At 68.3% G+C, this 16,682-nt stretch carries 22 protein-coding genes; 12 read left to right on the forward strand and 10 right to left on the reverse strand.

Annotation, left to right across the window (positions count from 1 at the left end):
* Window positions 1–10 precede the first annotated feature (10 nt).
* A complete protein-coding gene (locus tag ACZ0AA_RS12895) occupies window positions 11–1,078 on the reverse strand; it encodes a histidinol-phosphate transaminase (RefSeq protein WP_463513159.1) in 1,068 nt (355 codons plus the stop codon).
* Between the two features lie 64 nt (window positions 1,079–1,142).
* On the opposite strand from ACZ0AA_RS12895, the gene ACZ0AA_RS12900 reads away from it, so the two are divergent.
* Genes ACZ0AA_RS12900 through ACZ0AA_RS12910 form a run of 3 tightly spaced genes read left to right on the forward strand, consistent with a single transcriptional unit; the run spans window position 1,143 to window position 2,176 of the window.
* On the forward strand, window positions 1,143–1,349 hold the full coding sequence (locus ACZ0AA_RS12900) for a ribbon-helix-helix protein, CopG family (protein WP_463513160.1): 207 nt from the start codon (window positions 1,143–1,145) through the stop codon (window positions 1,347–1,349).
* Window positions 1,350–1,352: 3 nt separating this feature from the next.
* Window positions 1,353–1,715: a type II toxin-antitoxin system death-on-curing family toxin gene (locus tag ACZ0AA_RS12905; RefSeq protein WP_463513161.1), complete on the forward strand. Its 363-nt coding sequence runs from the start codon at window positions 1,353–1,355 to the stop codon at window positions 1,713–1,715.
* 56 nt (window positions 1,716–1,771) lie between these two features.
* A complete protein-coding gene (locus ACZ0AA_RS12910; RefSeq protein ID WP_463513162.1) occupies window positions 1,772–2,176 on the forward strand; it encodes a phage holin family protein in 405 nt (134 codons plus the stop codon).
* Window positions 2,177–2,207: 31 nt separating this feature from the next.
* Here ACZ0AA_RS12910 and ACZ0AA_RS12915 read toward each other — a convergent pair whose 3' ends face one another.
* Together ACZ0AA_RS12915 and ACZ0AA_RS12920 are read right to left on the reverse strand one after the other, a co-directional pair.
* Entirely contained in the window at window positions 2,208–3,485 is a 1,278-nt protein-coding gene (locus ACZ0AA_RS12915; RefSeq protein ID WP_463513163.1) for a hypothetical protein, read from the reverse strand.
* Window positions 3,482–3,745, reverse strand: coding sequence for a hypothetical protein (locus ACZ0AA_RS12920; RefSeq protein ID WP_400863699.1), 264 nt, complete (start codon window positions 3,743–3,745; stop codon window positions 3,482–3,484). The genes ACZ0AA_RS12915 and ACZ0AA_RS12920 overlap by 4 nt, the downstream gene beginning before the upstream one ends.
* Before the next feature lie 230 nt (window positions 3,746–3,975).
* Between ACZ0AA_RS12920 and ACZ0AA_RS12925 the strand changes: the two genes are divergently transcribed.
* Genes ACZ0AA_RS12925 through ACZ0AA_RS12935 form a run of 3 tightly spaced genes read left to right on the forward strand, consistent with a single transcriptional unit; the run spans window position 3,976 to window position 6,118 of the window.
* The gene (locus ACZ0AA_RS12925) at window positions 3,976–4,452 is read left to right on the forward strand and encodes a low molecular weight protein-tyrosine-phosphatase (protein WP_400864736.1); all 477 of its coding nucleotides are present in this window, start codon (window positions 3,976–3,978) and stop codon (window positions 4,450–4,452) included.
* Complete coding sequence (gene purB / locus ACZ0AA_RS12930; protein ID WP_463513843.1) at window positions 4,449–5,831, forward strand: adenylosuccinate lyase; 1,383 nt, start codon at window positions 4,449–4,451, stop codon at window positions 5,829–5,831. The genes ACZ0AA_RS12925 and purB overlap by 4 nt, the downstream gene beginning before the upstream one ends.
* Window positions 5,828–6,118, forward strand: coding sequence for a DivIVA domain-containing protein (locus ACZ0AA_RS12935; protein ID WP_463513164.1), 291 nt, complete (start codon window positions 5,828–5,830; stop codon window positions 6,116–6,118). Before purB ends, ACZ0AA_RS12935 begins: the two co-directional genes overlap by 4 nt.
* Window positions 6,119–6,152: 34 nt before the next feature.
* Here ACZ0AA_RS12935 and ACZ0AA_RS12940 read toward each other — a convergent pair whose 3' ends face one another.
* From ACZ0AA_RS12940 to ACZ0AA_RS12950, 3 genes are all read right to left on the reverse strand, one after another.
* Window positions 6,153–7,586, reverse strand: coding sequence for an MFS transporter (locus ACZ0AA_RS12940; protein WP_463513165.1), 1,434 nt, complete (start codon window positions 7,584–7,586; stop codon window positions 6,153–6,155).
* Window positions 7,587–7,649: 63 nt separating this feature from the next.
* Window positions 7,650–8,003 (reverse strand): hypothetical protein, encoded by a 354-nt coding sequence (locus ACZ0AA_RS12945; protein ID WP_463513166.1) that lies wholly within the window; start codon window positions 8,001–8,003, stop codon window positions 7,650–7,652.
* The gene (locus tag ACZ0AA_RS12950) at window positions 8,000–8,650 is read right to left on the reverse strand and encodes an acyl-CoA synthetase (protein ID WP_400863690.1); all 651 of its coding nucleotides are present in this window, start codon (window positions 8,648–8,650) and stop codon (window positions 8,000–8,002) included. Before ACZ0AA_RS12950 ends, ACZ0AA_RS12945 begins: the two co-directional genes overlap by 4 nt.
* 304 nt (window positions 8,651–8,954) lie before the next feature.
* Here ACZ0AA_RS12950 and ACZ0AA_RS12955 point away from each other — a divergent pair, with 304 nt between their 5' ends.
* Window positions 8,955–9,863 (forward strand): hypothetical protein, encoded by a 909-nt coding sequence (locus ACZ0AA_RS12955; RefSeq protein ID WP_463513167.1) that lies wholly within the window; start codon window positions 8,955–8,957, stop codon window positions 9,861–9,863.
* Window positions 9,864–9,881: 18 nt separating this feature from the next.
* On the opposite strand, the gene ACZ0AA_RS12960 is transcribed toward ACZ0AA_RS12955, so the two are convergent.
* Entirely contained in the window at window positions 9,882–10,718 is an 837-nt protein-coding gene (locus tag ACZ0AA_RS12960) for a sulfurtransferase (RefSeq protein ID WP_463513168.1), read from the reverse strand.
* A 135-nt stretch (window positions 10,719–10,853) separates the two neighbouring features.
* Between ACZ0AA_RS12960 and ACZ0AA_RS12965 the strand changes: the two genes are divergently transcribed.
* Genes ACZ0AA_RS12965 through ACZ0AA_RS12975 form a run of 3 tightly spaced genes read left to right on the forward strand, consistent with a single transcriptional unit; the run spans window position 10,854 to window position 12,932 of the window.
* Window positions 10,854–11,741, forward strand: coding sequence for a DMT family transporter (locus ACZ0AA_RS12965; protein ID WP_463513169.1), 888 nt, complete (start codon window positions 10,854–10,856; stop codon window positions 11,739–11,741).
* A gap of 43 nt (window positions 11,742–11,784) precedes the next feature.
* A complete protein-coding gene (locus ACZ0AA_RS12970; RefSeq protein WP_400863678.1) occupies window positions 11,785–12,444 on the forward strand; it encodes a GTP cyclohydrolase II in 660 nt (219 codons plus the stop codon).
* A gap of 14 nt (window positions 12,445–12,458) precedes the next feature.
* Window positions 12,459–12,932, forward strand: a complete 474-nt coding sequence (locus ACZ0AA_RS12975) for a MarR family winged helix-turn-helix transcriptional regulator (RefSeq protein WP_463513844.1) — start codon at window positions 12,459–12,461, stop codon at window positions 12,930–12,932.
* Window positions 12,933–12,964: 32 nt separating this feature from the next.
* Here ACZ0AA_RS12975 and ACZ0AA_RS12980 read toward each other — a convergent pair whose 3' ends face one another.
* The gene (locus ACZ0AA_RS12980) at window positions 12,965–13,837 is read right to left on the reverse strand and encodes an aldo/keto reductase (RefSeq protein WP_463513845.1); all 873 of its coding nucleotides are present in this window, start codon (window positions 13,835–13,837) and stop codon (window positions 12,965–12,967) included.
* Between the two features lie 92 nt (window positions 13,838–13,929).
* Between ACZ0AA_RS12980 and ACZ0AA_RS12985 the strand changes: the two genes are divergently transcribed.
* Window positions 13,930–14,820, forward strand: a complete 891-nt coding sequence (locus ACZ0AA_RS12985; protein WP_463513170.1) for a helix-turn-helix transcriptional regulator — start codon at window positions 13,930–13,932, stop codon at window positions 14,818–14,820.
* A gap of 65 nt (window positions 14,821–14,885) precedes the next feature.
* Window positions 14,886–15,251: a helix-turn-helix domain-containing protein gene (locus tag ACZ0AA_RS12990; protein WP_400863672.1), complete on the forward strand. Its 366-nt coding sequence runs from the start codon at window positions 14,886–14,888 to the stop codon at window positions 15,249–15,251.
* 132 nt (window positions 15,252–15,383) lie between these two features.
* On the opposite strand, the gene ACZ0AA_RS12995 is transcribed toward ACZ0AA_RS12990, so the two are convergent.
* Together ACZ0AA_RS12995 and ACZ0AA_RS13000 are read right to left on the reverse strand one after the other, a co-directional pair.
* The gene (locus ACZ0AA_RS12995; protein WP_400863669.1) at window positions 15,384–15,977 is read right to left on the reverse strand and encodes a ClpP family protease; all 594 of its coding nucleotides are present in this window, start codon (window positions 15,975–15,977) and stop codon (window positions 15,384–15,386) included.
* Entirely contained in the window at window positions 15,974–16,588 is a 615-nt protein-coding gene (locus tag ACZ0AA_RS13000; protein WP_463513171.1) for a ClpP family protease, read from the reverse strand. Before ACZ0AA_RS13000 ends, ACZ0AA_RS12995 begins: the two co-directional genes overlap by 4 nt.
* Window positions 16,589–16,682 lie beyond the last annotated feature (94 nt).

A 16,682-nucleotide genomic window follows, 5' to 3' on the forward strand; every position in this document is an offset into this window, starting at 1 on the left:
CCGCCGCGGGTCAGAGCTGGGTCGCGGCGACCTCGAGAACGCGATCGACGGATGCTTCTTCACCGACCGAGATGCGGATGCCGTCGCCCGGGAACGGGCGCACGATGAGGTCGGCGGACGCGAAGGCCGCGGCGACGTCGACCGTGCGCTCGCCGGTGGGCAGCCAGATGAAGTTGGCCTGGCTGTCAGGAACGCTCCAGCCCTGCCTGCGCAGGCCCTCGACCAGGCGGGTGCGGCGCTCGACGATCACTGCGACACGCTCCAGCAGCTCCGACTCGGCATCGAGGCTCGCGATGGCGGCGTTCTCGGCCGCCGAGGTCACGGAGAGCGGGATGCCGGTGGTGCGCGCGGCGTCGAGGACCTTCTCGTTGCCGATCGCGTATCCGATGCGCAGCCCGGCGAGCCCGTAGGCCTTCGAGAAGGTGCGCAGCACCACGACATTCGGATGCCGTTCGAAGACCCGCTCGGCGAGGCCGTCGACCGCACCGGGGGCGGTGACGAACTCGGCGTAGGCCTCGTCGAGGACGATCAGCACGTCGGCGGGGACCCGCTCGACGAACGTCGCGAACTCGTCGCTCGTGATGATCGGCCCGGTCGGGTTGTTCGGCGTGCAAAGGATGACCGCGCGGGTGCGCTCGGTGACGGCATCGGCCATCGCATCGAGGTCGTGGCGGGAGTCGGCGGTGAGAGGCACCTGCACCCCGGTCGCACCGGCGACGAGCGGCAGACTCGGGTAGGCCTCGAACGAGCGCCACGCATAGACGACCTCATCGCCGACCGATGCGGTGGCGAGGATCAGCTGATGGAGGATCGAGACGCTGCCCGCGGCGACGTGCACCTGCTCGGGAGCGACGGCGTAGCGAATCCCCAGACGTTCGCGCAGCCGGCCGGCCGTGGCGTCCGGGTAGCGGTTGATCGGCGTCGTGTGCTGCAGCGCCGCGGCGACCGAGGGAAGCGGCTCGAACGGGTTCTCGTTGCTCGACAGCTTGTAGGCGTCGGGGCCCGCCTGCTTGCCCTGTCGGTACGGCGCCAGGGCGGCGATGGCGGGGCGGATGCGCGGCAGGATCGGGTCGGTCACAAGGATGAGTCTAGATTCCACAGCCCCTCTGGCACCGATCCCGAGGCGGTAGTACCATTTTGGTATGGCGATGACGGTGCGACTCCCGCAAGAACTCGACGCGCGGCTCGACGAGATCGCGCGCTCACGGCACACCTCGAAGCACGCGATCCTGATCGAGGCGGCGACCAGATTCGCGAACACCGAGACGAAGACGGAGCGCGTCCTCTCGATCGCCGACGAGGTGGCCGAACGATATGCGGACACTCTCACGCGGCTCGAAGACGCCTGATCCGTGACCGAGTATGTCGAGCCGGAGCAGGCGCTCGCCCTGATCACGAAACTCGGCCTTCGCGTGCGCGACGAAGGGCTGCTGTTCTCCGCACTCGCTCGTCCCGCAGCCAGCATGTTCGGAGCAGATGCCTATCCGTCTTTCGAGGCCAAGGCCGCGGCGCTCATCAGCTCAGTCGCTCAGAATCACTCTCTCTTCGATGGGAACAAGCGACTCTCGCTGTACGTGACCTTCATCTTCATCCGCCTCAACGGATACGAGTTGACCTTCAGCAACGACGAGGCGTTCGACTTCGTGCTCGACGTCTCGCAGAGTCGGATCGATCTCGACGAGATCGCCGCCGTGCTCAGAGCACACATTCGATAGCGAGCGAGCGATGTCGGACTGACTTCCCGCGGAGCGCATGGAAGACTGGTCGGACTATGCGCTTCATCATCCGAGTCGTCGTCAACGCGTTCGCCCTGTGGGTCGTGACGCTGATCCCCGCGCTGCAGGTGCAGATCAAGGCGTTCGCGCCGGGCGAGACCCTGCAGCTGGTGCTGACCCTGCTCGCGGTCGCCGCGATCTTCGCGCTCGTGAACACCTTCATCGGGACCGTCGTGAAGATCGTCGCGTTCCCGCTGTACATCCTCACGCTGGGCCTCATCGGGTTCGTGATCAACGGCTTCCTGCTGTGGCTCACCGCCTGGATCACGAGCGGCTTCGGCTGGGGTCTCACGGTCGGCAGCTTCTGGTGGGGCGTGCTGGCCGCGCTCATCATCTCGCTGATCAACGGCGTCTTCGGCTTCATCCTGCGCCCGCAGAGCAAGAAGCAGCGCCGCGACTGACGGGTGGCCCCGCGCATCGCCCGCGCATAGGTCACTCGACGCGCTCCGCCTGATACTCGGTGCGCTCGATCACCTCGGCGGCGTCGAGTTCTCTCCAGAACTCGTCCACCGCGTCGATCCGGGGATCGCTCGAGGCATCAGCCGCCTTCGCGGTCTCGATGTACGTGTCGAGGTGGTGCGCGTCGACCACGAAGTCCTCAATGGTGTCGCCTGGGTTTCCCTGGGCCGAGACGACGACGCTGTCGACTGATCCGGTGCCCTCGGGTGACCCGCCTCCGGCCAGCGCGGGGACGGGATCATCGCGGTGCCGGAACTGGATGATGGTCTGATCGTCGTCGAGGGTCGGTTCGACCGGGCTCCCCGCCGTGACCTGCATCTGCACGTCGAACTCGCTCTCCATCGCGAGGTGCGCGGCGATCATCCCCGACTGGGAGTGCGCGACGACGTCGACCTCGTCGCCGGGCTCGGCGCCCGCCGCTCTGAGAGCCTCGAGAGTCGCCTGATACGACGCTGATGCCTTCCCTGAGTACAGCTCGAGATTGGACTTCGAGTCCCACGGCTGCTTCCCTCCCCATCCGACGCTCTGCGTTCCCTCGAGATAGGCGACGAACTTCGTGGTGCCGTCGGCGAAGGAGTACTTCTCGACGGCGACCTGCGCCCCCGCTGTGGCCGCCATGCGTCCGAAGGCCCCCGCCACGCCCGACGGCGCGCCCTGGGGCGACGTCGTCTTCACCGGCGAGACCGAGACGGGGTCGGCCTTGCCCTGCAGCCTCTCGCCGGGGAGCACCTTGCCGAACCCCGAGAACACCCCCACGAGTGCCGCGGTCCAGAAGACCTGGTCATACAGGGCGGGCGTCACGATGTTGCCCGTGAGGCCTTCGAAACGTCTGGCGCGCCACTGGGCGATGAGCTCGTCAGCCAGCGCGGAGACTCTCTCATCCGACGCGGCAAGGCGATCAGCCCGCAGTGTGAGGCGCTGCGCCGTGCTCGGATCGGTCTGCGCGAGCATCTCGGCCTCGGCTCGCAACTCGACGTACTCGTAGGCATCGGCCATGAGCAGGGTGGAGCCGGCGGTCTCCTGGCATTCCGAGTGCAGGCGAGCCACGTGCTGACCCGATGCCCACAGCCCGACGGTGTCGACGCAAGCGGTGAACCCCGGGGTGTCGACGATGATCCGATGCGCGCGCAGGATCGCGGAGCGCGCATCGTCGTAGCGCGATGCGACGTCGTCGATGCGTCTGGCGACGTCGCGCAGCACGTCGGGGTCGACCGAGATCGCTCCGCCATGATCGATCGTGAGCCCGGTCATGAGACGTCGATCCGCTCGGCCTCGGACTCTCGGCTGCGCATCTCGGAGGCTTCGACGCGACTGGCATGCCGAAGCTCCTCGAGAGAGTCCTGCATCGCACGCACTCCATCGGAGTGCCAGTCGGTGTCGGGGGCGAGGAGAGCGAGCGATGCGCGGGCGCCGTCGAGCGCGTCGACGGCGCTGCGGATCGCGGCCAGGACCTGGGCTTTCGCCCACGCGGTCTCAGCCGCACCGGACTGCGCGAGTGCAAAGGAGTACATGCGCCCAGCATCCGTGATCGGCGCCGAGCGCCGAGCGCCGGAGGCCCGCGTTCGCAGGCATCGTGGGGAGTTCGCGTCAGCGCGACCATCGTGCAGAACGGGTGCGTCACGCCCGGCCCGGGATCCCCGGCATCGCGCGATCGGCCTCCGACCGGCAGAATAGGACGGTGACATCCCCGGATCCCTTCCGCGTGATCTTCGTGTGCACGGGGAACATCTGCCGCTCTCCGATGGCAGAGGTGGTGTTCCGCGATCTCGCGGAGCGACAGGGCCTCGGCTCGAAGATCGTCTCGCGCAGCGCGGGCACCGGTGATTGGCATCTCGGCGAACGGGCCGATCATCGCACGCTCGATTCGCTCGCCCGCCGCGGCTACGACGGCTCGCAACATCGCGCGAAGCAGTTCACCTTCGCCTCCTTCTCGGAGAACGACCTGGTCGTGGCGCTCGACCGCACGCACGAACGCATCCTGCGCGAATGGGCGCACGACGAAGACGAAGAGGGCAAGGTCACCCTGCTGCTCGCGTTCGACCCCGATGCCCGGAGCCAGGACGTGCCCGACCCCTACTACGCCGGCGCTGAGATGTTCGATTCGGTGCTCGGTATGATTGAGACCGCGACTCGCGGGCTGTTCCGCCAGCTCGAGCCGGCTCTCCGCCAGCCCCGCACGCCCCGCACTCCCGGGGCCCGATCAGGAGGACTCCCCTGACTTTCCAGCCTTCGCTCCCGCCCCAGCCCCTGAGCCCCCTCGACGGTCGCTATCGCAGCGCCGTCACAGGCCTCGCCGACTTCCTCTCGGAGGCGGGTCTGAACCGCGCCAGGGTCGAGGTCGAGGTGGAATGGCTGATCGCCCTCACCGACCGCTCGCTCTTCGAGACGAGCCCGCTGTCGGATGCCGACAAGGAGCGCCTGCGCGCCCTCTACCGCGACTTCGGACAGGCCGAGATCGACTGGCTCGCCGAGAAGGAAGCCGTCACCCAGCACGACGTGAAGGCCATCGAGTACCTGGTTCGCGACCGCCTCTCGACCCTGGGCCTCGACTCGATCGCCGAGCTCACCCACTTCGCCTGCACGAGCGAGGACATCAACTCGGCCTCGTACGCGCTCACCGTGAAGCGCGCGGTCGAAGAGGTCTGGCTCCCGGGTCTCGACGTCGTGATCGCCAAGCTCCGCGAGCTGGCCGCCGAGCACGCGGATGCCGCGATGCTCTCGCGCACCCACGGCCAGCCGGCCACCCCGTCGACCATGGGCAAGGAGCTCGCCGTCTTCGCATGGCGTCTCGAGCGCGTGCGCGCGCAGATCGCGGCATCCGACTACCTCGCCAAGTTCTCGGGTGCGACGGGCACCTGGTCTGCGCACATCGCGGCCGACCCCGACGCCGACTGGCCCACCATCTCCCGCGAGTACATCGAGGGCCTGGGCCTCGGCTTCAACCTGCTGACCACGCAGATCGAATCGCACGACTGGCAGGTCGAGCTCTACGACCGGGTGCGTCACGCGGGCGGGATCCTGCACAACCTCGCGACCGACATCTGGACCTACATCTCGCTCGGCTACTTCGCGCAGATCCCCGTCGCCGGTGCGACCGGATCCTCGACGATGCCGCACAAGATCAACCCGATCCGGTTCGAGAACGCCGAGGCGAACCTGGAGATCTCGGGGGCGCTGCTCGCATCCCTCGGCCAGACCCTCGTCACCAGCCGCCTGCAGCGCGACCTCACCGACTCGACCACGCAGCGCAACATCGGCGTCGCGTTCGGACACTCGCTGCTCGCGATCGACAACCTGCGCCGCGGTCTCAACGCCATCTCGCTCTCTCGCGACGTGCTGCTCGCCGACCTCGACGTGAACTGGGAGGTTCTCGCCGAGGCGATCCAGACCGTCATCCGCGCCGAGGTCGTCGCCGGCCGCTCGTCGATCACCGACCCCTACGCGCTGCTCAAGGAGCTCACCCGTGGGCACCGCGTCGGCGCCGCGGATCTGGCGGCCTTCGTCGATGGGCTCAAGATCGGGGATGCCGCCAAGCAGCGTCTGCTCGCACTCACCCCCGCGTCGTACACCGGCATCGCCGAGCAGCTCGCGAAGTGACGGCTGAGTCCGCCATCACCAGCGCGGAGGTGGTGGCCGCGAGTCTCCCCGAGCGGCGTCTCGGTTCCCGTTACCGCGTCGACGACGTCGATGTGTTTCTCGACAGGTGCAGCGCGACGTTGCAGGCCTGGGAGCACGGTCACACAGAAGCCGCGACCGTGCGCTCCGACGACGTGATCCTCCGCCAGTTCAAGCCTGCGGGGGCGTTCACTCCCGGGTACGACGCGGATGCTGTCGACGACCTGCTCGATCGCATCGCCACCCGCCTGCGCGACGCCGAAGCCTGACGGGGTCCACGCCGAGCGCGACGGTGCGGAGGTGCTACGGGCGCGGCTCCGCGGAGTGCGCGCCGGCGGGGTCTCGGGGCATGAACGCCGCAGCGATCAGCGTCAGCACGGCCACCACTGCGGCGGCGATGAACACCCAGACGGATGCCGAGATGATGGTCGCCGGATCATCCGGCCCCGCGCCCTGCGCGATGACCGAGTTCGAGATCGCGCCGAACACCGCTACTCCGAGCGCGCTGCCGGCCGACCTGGCGAAAGCGTTCATGCCGGTGACGGCACCGCGCTCACCCCATCCGACCGATGCCTGAGCCGCGATCAGCGTCGGGGCGGCGCTCCATCCCAGGCCGAAGCCGAGCACGAAAGCCACCGCCGCGATCGAGAACGGATTGGGCCAGGGCGACACCAGCGCAAGAGCGACAGCCGCGACAGCCGTGATCGACATGCCGGTGAGCGCCGTGCGCCGGAATCCGATCCGCATATACAGCCGGCCCGCGTTCGCCGCGGCGAGCGGCCAGCCGAGGGTGAGCGCCGCGACCGCCAGCCCCGACAGCAGTGGAGCGATGCCGATGGAGCCCTCGAGGTAGGCGGGCGCGAAGCTCGTGACCCCGGTCATCAGGGCGCCGATGCCGAGCGAGACGATGGTCGTCGTGAGGATGAGCGGCCTCGCGGCCAGGCGCAGGTCGACGATCGGCTCGGCGGCACGACGCTCGACGAGTCCGAAAGCCACGAGCGCGGCCGCACCCAGCCCGAAGCAGACGGCGCTGGGGATCGAGAGCCATGCCCAGGCGTTGCCTCCCTCGAGCATTCCCAGGATCAGGCCCGTGAGTCCGACGGTCAGCAGCACCGCCCCGGCATAGTCGATGCGATGACGCTGCGTCTGCTTCTCCTCGTGATACCGCCGCAGCAGCATCCATCCTGCGATCAGACACAGCGGGATGTTGACCCAGAAGATCCACCGCCATGCGTCGAGCTGGGCGAAGATGCCGCCGAGGGCGGGCCCGACGACCGACGAGATCGCCCAGACCGATGCGATGTATCCCTGCACCTTCGCGCGCTCGGCGACCGTGTAGATGTCCCCGACGATCGTCATCGACATGGGTGCCACGGCACCTGCGCCGAGGCCCTGGATGATGCGGAAGATGATCAGGGACGTCATGCTCCAGGCGAAGCCCGAGAGCACGGAGCCGAGCAGGAACAGCGCGATTCCGAGCAGGATGATCGGCTTGCGTCCGACGGTGTCGGCGAACCGCGAGTAGATCGGCACGCTGACCGCCTGAGCGAGCAGGTAGACGGAGAACAGCCAGGGGAACTGCTGATAGCTGCCGAGGTCGCGGACGATGCTGGGAACGGCAGTCGCGAGGATCGTCGCGTCGATCGCGATCAGGCCGGTGGCGAGCATGAGCGCTCCGAGCACCGGGCCGCGTTCCGACCTGAGTCCGATGGAGGCGCGGTCGATCGAGGCAGTCACTTCAGGGTCAAGCCGTCGACGCCCTGGACTATTCCGGTCGGATCCGAGAAGTCCAGGATCACGTCAGGACGAGGACGTGCGGCCCGGCTTGTCGGAGTCCGGTTCGTCTGCCGCCTCGGGGTCGAAGAGCACAGGGCGATCGACCGTCTTGGTGACCTCGGCGGGATCGACCACGAGGATCAGCATCGCCAGGAACAGCAGCGTCACGATGAACGCGCCACCGCCGACGACGAGTCCGAGCGCGATCGGGGTCAGGCCCTCGTACGTGCCGCTCGAGATCGCATTGTTGACGCGGGCGGTGAACGCACCGGTCGACACGAGCGTGACGATCGCGGCGAAGATGCCGCACGCGGCAGCGATGCCCAGCAGGTGCAGAGGGCGCAGGATGTCGCGCCGGGTGGGCTTCTCGTCGCTCATCGCTCTCCTCCGTGCCCGGCGGGGGCCGGGTCGTTCTCGGTCACGCGACCCTCGGCGACGGCATCTGCTCTCTTCGGCGTGAGCCCGGCGATGCCGAGGAAGACGGCGACGACCGCCGCGTATCCGCCGAACATGCCGACGCCGAGGATGATGCCGGTGAGTTCGAATGCACCCGCGCCGTCGATCGCGTAGGGCTGCACGAAGCCCGCAGGGATCGCGATCAGCAGCACGGCCAGCAGCAGCCCGAACACCCCGAGGGTGATCGAATCGCGTGCGTTCGGCTCTCCTGCTCTGCGCGCACGCAGCCCGACGACGAGTTCGAGGATTCCGGTCGTCACCGACCAGGCGATCACGACGACGAAGAAGAGGTCCTCGGTTCGCCATGCGGGCACGCCTGCGGTCATTCCGGCGGCGAAGCTGAGCAGTGCGAAGACGACGGAGGGCCAGCGCTGACCGGCCGGATAGACGAGCCAGGCGGCGACGATCATCACGAGACCGGTCGTGAGCACGAACCCGCTGAAGACGGAGAGACCGACGGCCGCCGAGTGATCGGGCGAGAAGGTGATCATCACGGCTGCGGCGGCGGCGAAGAGCGCGCGCAGCAGCTGAAGGTGACGCACGGTGAACGCGCGGGCAGGGGCAGACATGAAGATCGAGAATCCTCCGGGGGTGTTACCCCCAGTCTACGCGGGGGCGCTGAGTGGGCGCCGACACCGGAGAGGTGTTCGCGGGGCCCGATGGATCTCCCCAGATCGATCATCAGGCCCCGCGACAGAACGCAGCGACGGGGGCGACACTGCGTCAGGCCGAGTGGTCGCGAGGTCGGGCACCCTGCTCACGACTGCTCAGCCGATAGACCCCAGAAATAGCACCTCGTCCCCTACGCGATGCCAGTGTGGTCGTAAGCTCACTCTAGAACGCGATTCTTCACATACCGGAGGGGGTGCTGTGATGAGCATGGAAAGTGGCATTCGCCGATATGCCGATGTATTTGCGGCGTCCTTCCGAGACGCGATCAATGCGCGTGGATTGACTCTCGCCCGACTGCACGAGCAGCTGCGCGCTCGCGGCAACAGCGTGTCGATGGCGACGCTCAGCTACTGGCGCTCCGGAGCGCGTCGCCCGGAAGGCGCGCAGTCGATGGCCGCCCTCGGCGACATCGAGCAACTGCTCCATCTCGAGCCCGGTTCTCTCACGGCGCTGCTCGGCACCACGAATCGCACCGGTCCCCTCGGACCCAATCTGTTTCCGCTCGATGAGCGCGAACTCGAGGAGGCCGTCAAAGACGCGTTCGCCGCACTCGGCGCCGAATACCCCGACACATCGCGTGAGCTCACGACGCACTCGGTGACGGATGTGGATGCCGCGGGCAACGTGTCGTACTCGATCACGCGCAGCATCGTGCAGTCGACCGTCGGAACGGTCGCATCGATCCCGTTCCTCGAGATGACCCCGGGCATCAGCACGCCCGCGCCCATCATCGAGGCCGTGGCCGGAGGCCGGATCGCCGCGCGGTACTCGCACCCGAACGGCGAGGTGCACGGCGTGCTGTTCGAGCTCGACGTGCCGCTGACGGCGCCCAGCACGTGCATGGTGGAGTGGTCGGTCGCCTACCCGCCCGACTACCCCCCGCAGCGGGAGACGGGTCACGCCGTCGCCAGGCAGACGAGGGAACTGCTGGTCTGGACGCGGTTCCACCCCGACGCGCTGCCCGATCGCATCGAGGAGCGCGTCGAGACCCCTGACGGCTCGAAGCTCACCGAGCTGTCGCTCGAGGGCCGCAACTCCGTGCACCAGGTGCGACGGGCGTTCGGCCCAGGACTGCTCGGCGTCGCCTGGAGCTACTCGGACGGGCGCTGATCTCGGCCCTCTGACCGCTCAGCCCGGCTGATCGCCGACGGCGACAGGGCGGCCGGGAGTGTTCGACCACTGGCTCCACGAGCCGGGGAAGACCTTCGCCTCGATGCCGATCTCGTCGAGGACCAGAGCGGTGTGCGCTGCGGTGATGCCCGAGCCGCAGTAGGCCGCGACGGGTGTGCCCTCGGTCACCCCGACGGCCGCGAAGGTCGCCTGGAGGGTGTGCATGTCGAGGATCCTGCCCTCGACATCGAGATGAGCGGCCATCGGGACGTTGAGCGCTCCGGGGATGTGACCCGCAATGGGATCCAGGGGCTCGTGCTCTCCGCGATAGCGATCGGGAGCGCGCACATCGAGCAGCACGCCTCCGTCGGCGAACGAGGCGGCCTCGTCGATCGAGATCGCATCGCCGCCGATCTCGTCGAGGACCACATCGCCCGGCGCCGCCTGCACATCGTCGTCAGCGACCGGGAGGCCCGCGGCCGTCCACGCGCGGATGCCGCCGTCGAGCACGCGCACATCGACGCCGCCCTGGCGCAGCAGCCACCAGGCGCGAGATGCACTGAGTCCCTTCGCATCGTCGTACGCGACGACGATGTCGCCCTGATTGACACCCCATCGACGCGCGGCGTCCTGAACTGTCTGGGTGGAGGGCAGCGGATGACGGCCCTCCGACGGCTCTCCGTGAGTGGCCAGCTCGGTCGCGAGCGGCACGAAGACCGCCCCGGGAATGTGCCCTGCGAGATAGTCGGCACGGCCGTCCGGCCGATCGAGTCGCCACCGCACGTCGATCACGCGGACGGGAGTCTCGGACTTCAGCAGGTCATCCAGTTCGACGGCGCTCACGAAATTGCTCATGAGGCGAGGCTATCGAGACGCCCTTCGAATCACGCACCTGGCCGTATTCCGTCGACATATCGGGCTGTTCGGGCGATTCGAAACGCGGGCGCGCGCGGCGCTAGGCTCGACCAGGCCGCGTCGAGAAAGGACAGCATGTCCACTCGATTCCGCTTCATGGGCCTGCGTCGGCAGGAGGCCGCCCTCATCGCGGTGACCGCGGTGTGGGGCAGCACGTTCCTGCTCGTGCACTGGGCGATGCAGCACTCGGGCCCGTGGTTCTTCGTCGGCATCCGGTTCCTGATCGCCCGGCTGATCAGCATCGTCATCTTCCGCCGGGCGCTGCGTGGCATCCGCTGGCGCGACATCGGCGCCGGCGTCGCGATCGGCGTGATGATCTATATGGGATACGGACTGCAGACCGTCGGACTGCAGACCATCGACTCGAGCACCTCGGCCTTCATCACGGCGATGTACATTCCGCTCGTGCCGCTCGCGCAGTGGGCCGTGTTCCGCAAGCGACCACCGGCCATGGCGTTCGTGGGAGCCGCTCTCGCGTTCCTGGGGCTGCTGTTCATCGCCGGCCCCGACGCCTTCGCGCTCACCCTCGAATCCGGCGAGATCCTGACGCTCATCAGCACGCTGCCGATCGCAGCGGAGATCATCCTGATCAGCGTCTTCGCCGGCAGGATCGACCTCGGCCGGATCACCATCGTCCAGCTCCTCACCGCGGGACTCCTCGGCATTCTGACCATGCCGGTGGTCGGAGAGGGACTGCCCGAGTTCTCCTGGATCTGGGTCGGCTGCGCGGTCGGACTCGGGGCGGCGAGCTGCATCATCCAGCTCACGATGAACTGGGCCCAGAAGTCGGTCTCGCCGACCCGGGCCACGATCATCTACGCGGGCGAGCCGGTCTGGGCCGCCGTGATCGGGCGCATCGCCGGCGAGCGCCTGCCCGTCGCCGCGCTGATCGGCGGAGCGCTCGTCGTGCTCGGCATCCTGGCCAGTGAACTCAAACTCGTCCGCCGCCGCCCGTCCGAGTAGCAGACAACGGGAATATCGGTGACGTGGGCGCGTTGCACCCCACATGATTGAAACTTCAACCGTCGTTCCGGTCGCCACCGAGCGGACGCGGGTGCGCGTGCCGATGCGCTTCGCCGACGGATTCTCCACCACCGCGGATGTCGTCACGTTCGACGGTCTGATCGACGGCCGCGAGCACCTGCTGCTCGGCCTCGGCGACTGGAGGGCCGCCATGGACCGGGCGTCGGACGGCGGGGATGCCCCTCTCGTGCGACCGCACAGCGAGTGCCTCACGGGTGACGTGTTCGGATCGGAGCGCTGCGATTGCGGACCGCAGCTGCGCGAGGCCGTCGAGCGCATCGCCGACGAGGGCGGTTTCCTTCTCTACCTGCGGCAGGAGGGGCGGGGCATCGGCCTCTACGCCAAGCTCGACGCCTACGCGCTGCAGGATGCCGGGCTCGACACGTATGAGGCGAATGTCGCTCTCGGTCGCGGTGAGGACGAGCGCGACTACACGATCGCGGCGCAGATGCTGCAGACGCTCGGCGTCGACAGCATCCGTCTGCTGAGCAACAACCCCGACAAGGCGGCGCAGCTCGAGGCGCTCGGCATCCGCGTCACCGAGCAGGTGCGCACCGGCGTGCACCTGTCGGACGCGAACCACCGCTACCTCGAGGCCAAGCGCGACCACACCTCGCATACGCTCGACCTGTCTGCCGCGTGATGAGCACTGGCGTGATGACCGCGCGTGAGGTCACGGACCGGCGCCTCGACGACGCCGAGATGCAGACGTGGCTGCCGACCATCCGCTTCGTTCAGCTGCTGCCTCAGCTGCTCGACCGCACTCTGAAGGCCGAGACGGGACTCAAGCACTCGCACTACGCGATCCTCGTGACGCTGGCCGGGCAGGGCGATCGGGCGATCCCGATGACCGAGCTGGCGCAGATCGCCGGGCTCAGCCGCTCACGCCTCAGCCACGCGATCGACTCGCTCGAAGAACGCGGCTGGGTGACGCGCACTTCGTGCAGCACTGACAAGCGCACCCTGACGGCTGCGCTGACGGATGCCGGCCGGGAGCTGCTCCGCGCCGCGGCGCCCGTTCACGTGGCGCAGATCCGCCAGCTGATCCTCGATCCGCTCACCGCCGACGAGCGGGAGCAGCTCGGCACGATCCTCACCAAGCTGCTCCCCGGAGTCGCCGCCGCGCTCTAGGGCCGATCAGCACCTTCGCGGTGCGATCCTGGTCATGCTTCGGGGATCTCCCGGCCGAAGGTCTCGAGCGTGACCTCCTCGGGCTCGGGGCCGCGTCGCACACCCGTGTCGAGGGCGTCGATCGCACCGAGCTGGTCGGCCGTGAGCTCGAAGTCGAACACGTCGAAGTTCTCGGCGATGCGGGCGGGGCGCACCGACTTCGGCAGCGCGGATCGGCCCTGCTGCAGATGCCAGCGCAGCATCACCTGTGCCGGCGACTTGCCGTGCTCGGCGGCGATGGCCGTGAGGGTCTCGTCGTCGAAGACGGATGCGCCGTTCGGGCGGTACGCCGTGATGCCGCCGATGGGCGACCACGCCTGCGTGACGATGCCGGCTGCGGCATCCGCCTGCTGCACCTCGCGCTGCTGGAAGTACGGGTGCACCTCGATCTGGTTGAGCGAGGGCACGATGCTCGTCTCGGCTGCCAGCTTCTCGAGGTGCTCGACCATGAAGTTGCTGACGCCGATCGCGCGCACCCGACCGTCGGCGAGCAGGGTCTCGAGTGCTGTGTAGGCGCCGAGAGTGAGGTCGAAGCGGGTGGGCAGAGCCTGGTGCAGGATCAGCAGGTCGAGCTGGTCGACCCCGAGCTTGCCGGTCGACTTCTCGAACGCGTGCAGCGTCTCGTCATAGCCGAAGTCGCTGATCCAGACCTTGGTCTCGACGAAGATCTCGTCGCGCGGGATGCCGGTGCGGCGGATCGCCTCGCCGACCTCGCGCTCGTTTCCATACGCGGCGGCGGTGTCGATCAGGCGGTAGCCCGTCTCGAGGGCTGTGCTGACGGCATCGACGGTCTCTTCCGGAGCGGCCTGGAAGACGCCGAAGCCGAGGGCGGGCATCTCGATGCCGTTGTTGAGTGTGATGTTCATGGTCATATCTCCAGTGTGCGCGTGGGTGAAATGGTGAGGGAGTGCCCACCAGTACCTCCCTCCGAGGGCAGAGGGGGCGTACCGTCGAAGCCATGGACACCCGCAGCGAGGTGCGCGAGTTCCTCTCCACCAGGCGCGCACGCATCACCCCAGACCAGGCGGGCCTCCCCGCATTCGGCGGCAACCGCCGGGTGCCGGGACTGCGCCGAGAAGAGGTGTCGCTGCTCGCCGGCGTCAGCGTCGACTACTACACGCGTCTCGAGCGAGGCGATCTGTCCGGCGTCTCCGACAGCGTGCTCGATTCGCTCGCCCGCGCCCTGCAGCTGGACGAAGCCGAGACCGCCCACCTGTTCGACCTCGCTCGTGCGGCGAACGCGTCGCCCGTCGCCCGCAAGCCTCGCAAGAAGGTCGAGGTGCTGCGCCCCAGCATCCTGCGCCTGCTCGACGCGATGACCGAAGCGCCGGCGATCGTGCGCAACAACTACTTCGACTACCTCGCCGCCAATGCGCTGGGCCGTGCTCTCTACGCGCCGCTCTTCACCACACCGGTGCCGAACAGCGCTCGATTCGCCTTCCTCGACCCGGCCGCCCAGGAGTTCTATCCCGAGTGGGAGCGCAACACCCAGGAGCTCGTCGCCGCGATGCGCGGTGAGGCCGGACGAAACCCGTACGACCGCAAGCTCACCGATCTCGTGGGCGAGCTGTCGACCCGCAGTGAGCGATTCCGCACCCTGTGGGCCGCGCACAACGTGCGATTCCACCGCAGCGGTGTCAAGCGCATCAACCACCCCGTCGTCGGCGAGATGGAACTGACCTACGAGGCGTTCGAGCTGCCTGCCGACCCGGGCCTGCAGATGTCGACGTACACGGCGGAGCCCGGGTCTGCGTCGGAGGAGAAGCTGCGGATGCTGGCGAGCTGGGCGGCGACGGATGCGGCCGTCGCCGCGTCGGAGACCGTGACGTCGGAGCGCACCGAAGCCTGAGCACGACGGTTCTGCTCTGAGCAGAACCGCTCGAACCCCGCCCTGACGGCGGATTATCGTGAGGCATGGCCGACCTCGTCCCGTTCTCCCGTGCACCTCGTCCGGCTCGTCCCGCCCGTCCGCGGCCGTTCGACCCGGAACCGCTGTGGCGCCACATGCTGGGCGATCAGCTGCGTCGCCGACGACATGCCCGCGACGAGACGCTGACCGAGACCGCGGACAACGCCGGGGTCTCGCCGCAGTATCTCTCGGAGGTCGAACGAGGACTCAAGGAACCGTCGAGCGAGATGATCGCTGCGATCGCCGGAGCCCTCGACACCTCGCTCGTCGAGCTGACGAGCGCCGTGGCCGCCGAGCTGCGTCAGGCCGCGGCGGCTCCGGCATCCGCTGCGGTGTCTGTCACTCGCGGGGCCTTCGCCCTCGCCGCCTGACAGGGCCCCTCTTCCGTCGGTCTGTCCATCTGCAGGACCCCGGCACGGATGCAGGACCAGAACGGCCGAACAATCCCGCATCCGTGCCCCGGTCCTGCAGACGTACAAGGACCCGCAGACGAACCCGTGCAGTCAGACGGCCCGCTCCCCCAGCACGGTGTCTATCAGTCCGTACTCCAGGGCGGCGGATGCCGTGAAGACGCGATCCCGATCGGTGTCTGCGCGCAGCTCGCTCAGCGAGCGACCGCTGTGCCGGGCGAGGATCGACTCCATGTCCGCCCGCACCCGCACGACCTCGTCCGCCGCGAGGATCAGATCGGGGATCGCCCCTCGGGACTGCCCGGCGGGCTGATGCAGCACGATACGGGCATGGGCGAGCGCGGCTCGCTGACCCGGCGATCCGGCCGCGACGAGCAGCGCCGCCGGCCCGATCGCCTGGCCGACGCACGTCGTAGCGACGGCGGGGCGGATGTGCTGCATCGTGTCGTAGATCGCCAGCGCCGCCCCCGGGTCGCCGCCTTCGCTGTTGATGTAGAACTGCACGCCCGCGTCCTGGCTGTCGGCGTCGAGGTGCAGCAGCTGAGCGATCAGCGCATTGGCGACTCCCGCGTCGATGCCGGTGCCGAGATAGATGACCCGCTCGGCGAGCAGATGCGAGTACACGTCCATCACCCGTTCTCCCCGCGGATGCTGCGCGATGACGTTCGGGATCGTGTAGCCGCTCATGCGCCCGCCCCCAGTCCGACGCGGGCACGTCGCCGGGGCATGAGATCGACGAGCGAGTCGACGATCTCGTCGATGAACCCGTAATCCTTCGCCTGTTCGGCGGTGTACCAGCGGTCGTGCAGCGAATCCTCGAAGATGCGCTCCACGGGCTGACCGGTGTCGGCGGCGATGAGTCCGAGGACCGTGTCGCGCATGTGCCGGAGGTCGTCGGCCTGCGTCTCGAGCTCGCCCGCGGAACCGCCGATCCCGGCAGAGCCCTGATGCATGAGGATGCGGGCGTGCGGCAGCGCTCTGCGCTTGCCCTTCGCACCGGCAGAGAGCAGGAACTGCCCGGCGCTGCACGCGAGTCCGAGCGCGAGGGTCGACACGTCGTTCGGCACCAGCGTCATGAGGTCGCGGATCGCGAGCATCGACGGCACGGAGCCGCCGGGCGAGTGGATCCAGAGGGCGATGTCGGTCGTCGGATCCTCCGCCGACAGGCTCAGCAGCTGCGTCATGAGCAGCGTGCCGTTGTCGTCGTCGAGGGCACCGTCGAGCACGAGGACGCGCTCGTGGAACAGGGCCCGTCTGGCCTCGGCTCCGAATCGCGGGATGGGGGTCTCTTCACTCATGGCCCCAGCATCCGCCGCCTCCATCCACCGCGGGCGGGTATCCGCTCGAGGCAGATCAGCCCACAGCAGATCGAGCCGGCACGCTCGTGTAACA

It is taken from the genome of Microbacterium sp. AC035 (assembly GCF_979258485.1).

Excerpts from the sequence above, each read along its gene's own strand:
- ACZ0AA_RS12900 (WP_463513160.1), top strand. The coding sequence starts at position 1,143 with ATGGCGATGACGGTGCGACTCCCGCAAGAACTCGACGCGCGGCTCGAC.
- ACZ0AA_RS12990 (WP_400863672.1), top strand. The coding sequence starts at position 14,886 with ATGGCCGACCTCGTCCCGTTCTCCCGTGCACCTCGTCCGGCTCGTCCC.
- ACZ0AA_RS13000 (WP_463513171.1), bottom strand. The coding sequence starts at position 16,588 with ATGAGTGAAGAGACCCCCATCCCGCGATTCGGAGCCGAGGCCAGACGG.
- ACZ0AA_RS12970 (WP_400863678.1), top strand. The coding sequence starts at position 11,785 with ATGATTGAAACTTCAACCGTCGTTCCGGTCGCCACCGAGCGGACGCGG.
- ACZ0AA_RS12975 (WP_463513844.1), top strand. The coding sequence starts at position 12,459 with ATGACCGCGCGTGAGGTCACGGACCGGCGCCTCGACGACGCCGAGATG.
- ACZ0AA_RS12955 (WP_463513167.1), top strand. The coding sequence starts at position 8,955 with ATGAGCATGGAAAGTGGCATTCGCCGATATGCCGATGTATTTGCGGCG.
- ACZ0AA_RS12945 (WP_463513166.1), bottom strand. The coding sequence starts at position 8,003 with ATGAGCGACGAGAAGCCCACCCGGCGCGACATCCTGCGCCCTCTGCAC.
- ACZ0AA_RS12965 (WP_463513169.1), top strand. The coding sequence starts at position 10,854 with ATGTCCACTCGATTCCGCTTCATGGGCCTGCGTCGGCAGGAGGCCGCC.
- ACZ0AA_RS12995 (WP_400863669.1), bottom strand. The coding sequence starts at position 15,977 with ATGAGCGGCTACACGATCCCGAACGTCATCGCGCAGCATCCGCGGGGA.
- ACZ0AA_RS12920 (WP_400863699.1), bottom strand. The coding sequence starts at position 3,745 with ATGTACTCCTTTGCACTCGCGCAGTCCGGTGCGGCTGAGACCGCGTGG.
- ACZ0AA_RS12915 (WP_463513163.1), bottom strand. The coding sequence starts at position 3,485 with ATGACCGGGCTCACGATCGATCATGGCGGAGCGATCTCGGTCGACCCC.
- ACZ0AA_RS12960 (WP_463513168.1), bottom strand. The coding sequence starts at position 10,718 with ATGAGCAATTTCGTGAGCGCCGTCGAACTGGATGACCTGCTGAAGTCC.
- ACZ0AA_RS12950 (WP_400863690.1), bottom strand. The coding sequence starts at position 8,650 with ATGTCTGCCCCTGCCCGCGCGTTCACCGTGCGTCACCTTCAGCTGCTG.
- ACZ0AA_RS12910 (WP_463513162.1), top strand. The coding sequence starts at position 1,772 with ATGCGCTTCATCATCCGAGTCGTCGTCAACGCGTTCGCCCTGTGGGTC.
- ACZ0AA_RS12980 (WP_463513845.1), bottom strand. The coding sequence starts at position 13,837 with ATGAACATCACACTCAACAACGGCATCGAGATGCCCGCCCTCGGCTTC.
- ACZ0AA_RS12985 (WP_463513170.1), top strand. The coding sequence starts at position 13,930 with ATGGACACCCGCAGCGAGGTGCGCGAGTTCCTCTCCACCAGGCGCGCA.
- ACZ0AA_RS12925 (WP_400864736.1), top strand. The coding sequence starts at position 3,976 with ATGGCAGAGGTGGTGTTCCGCGATCTCGCGGAGCGACAGGGCCTCGGC.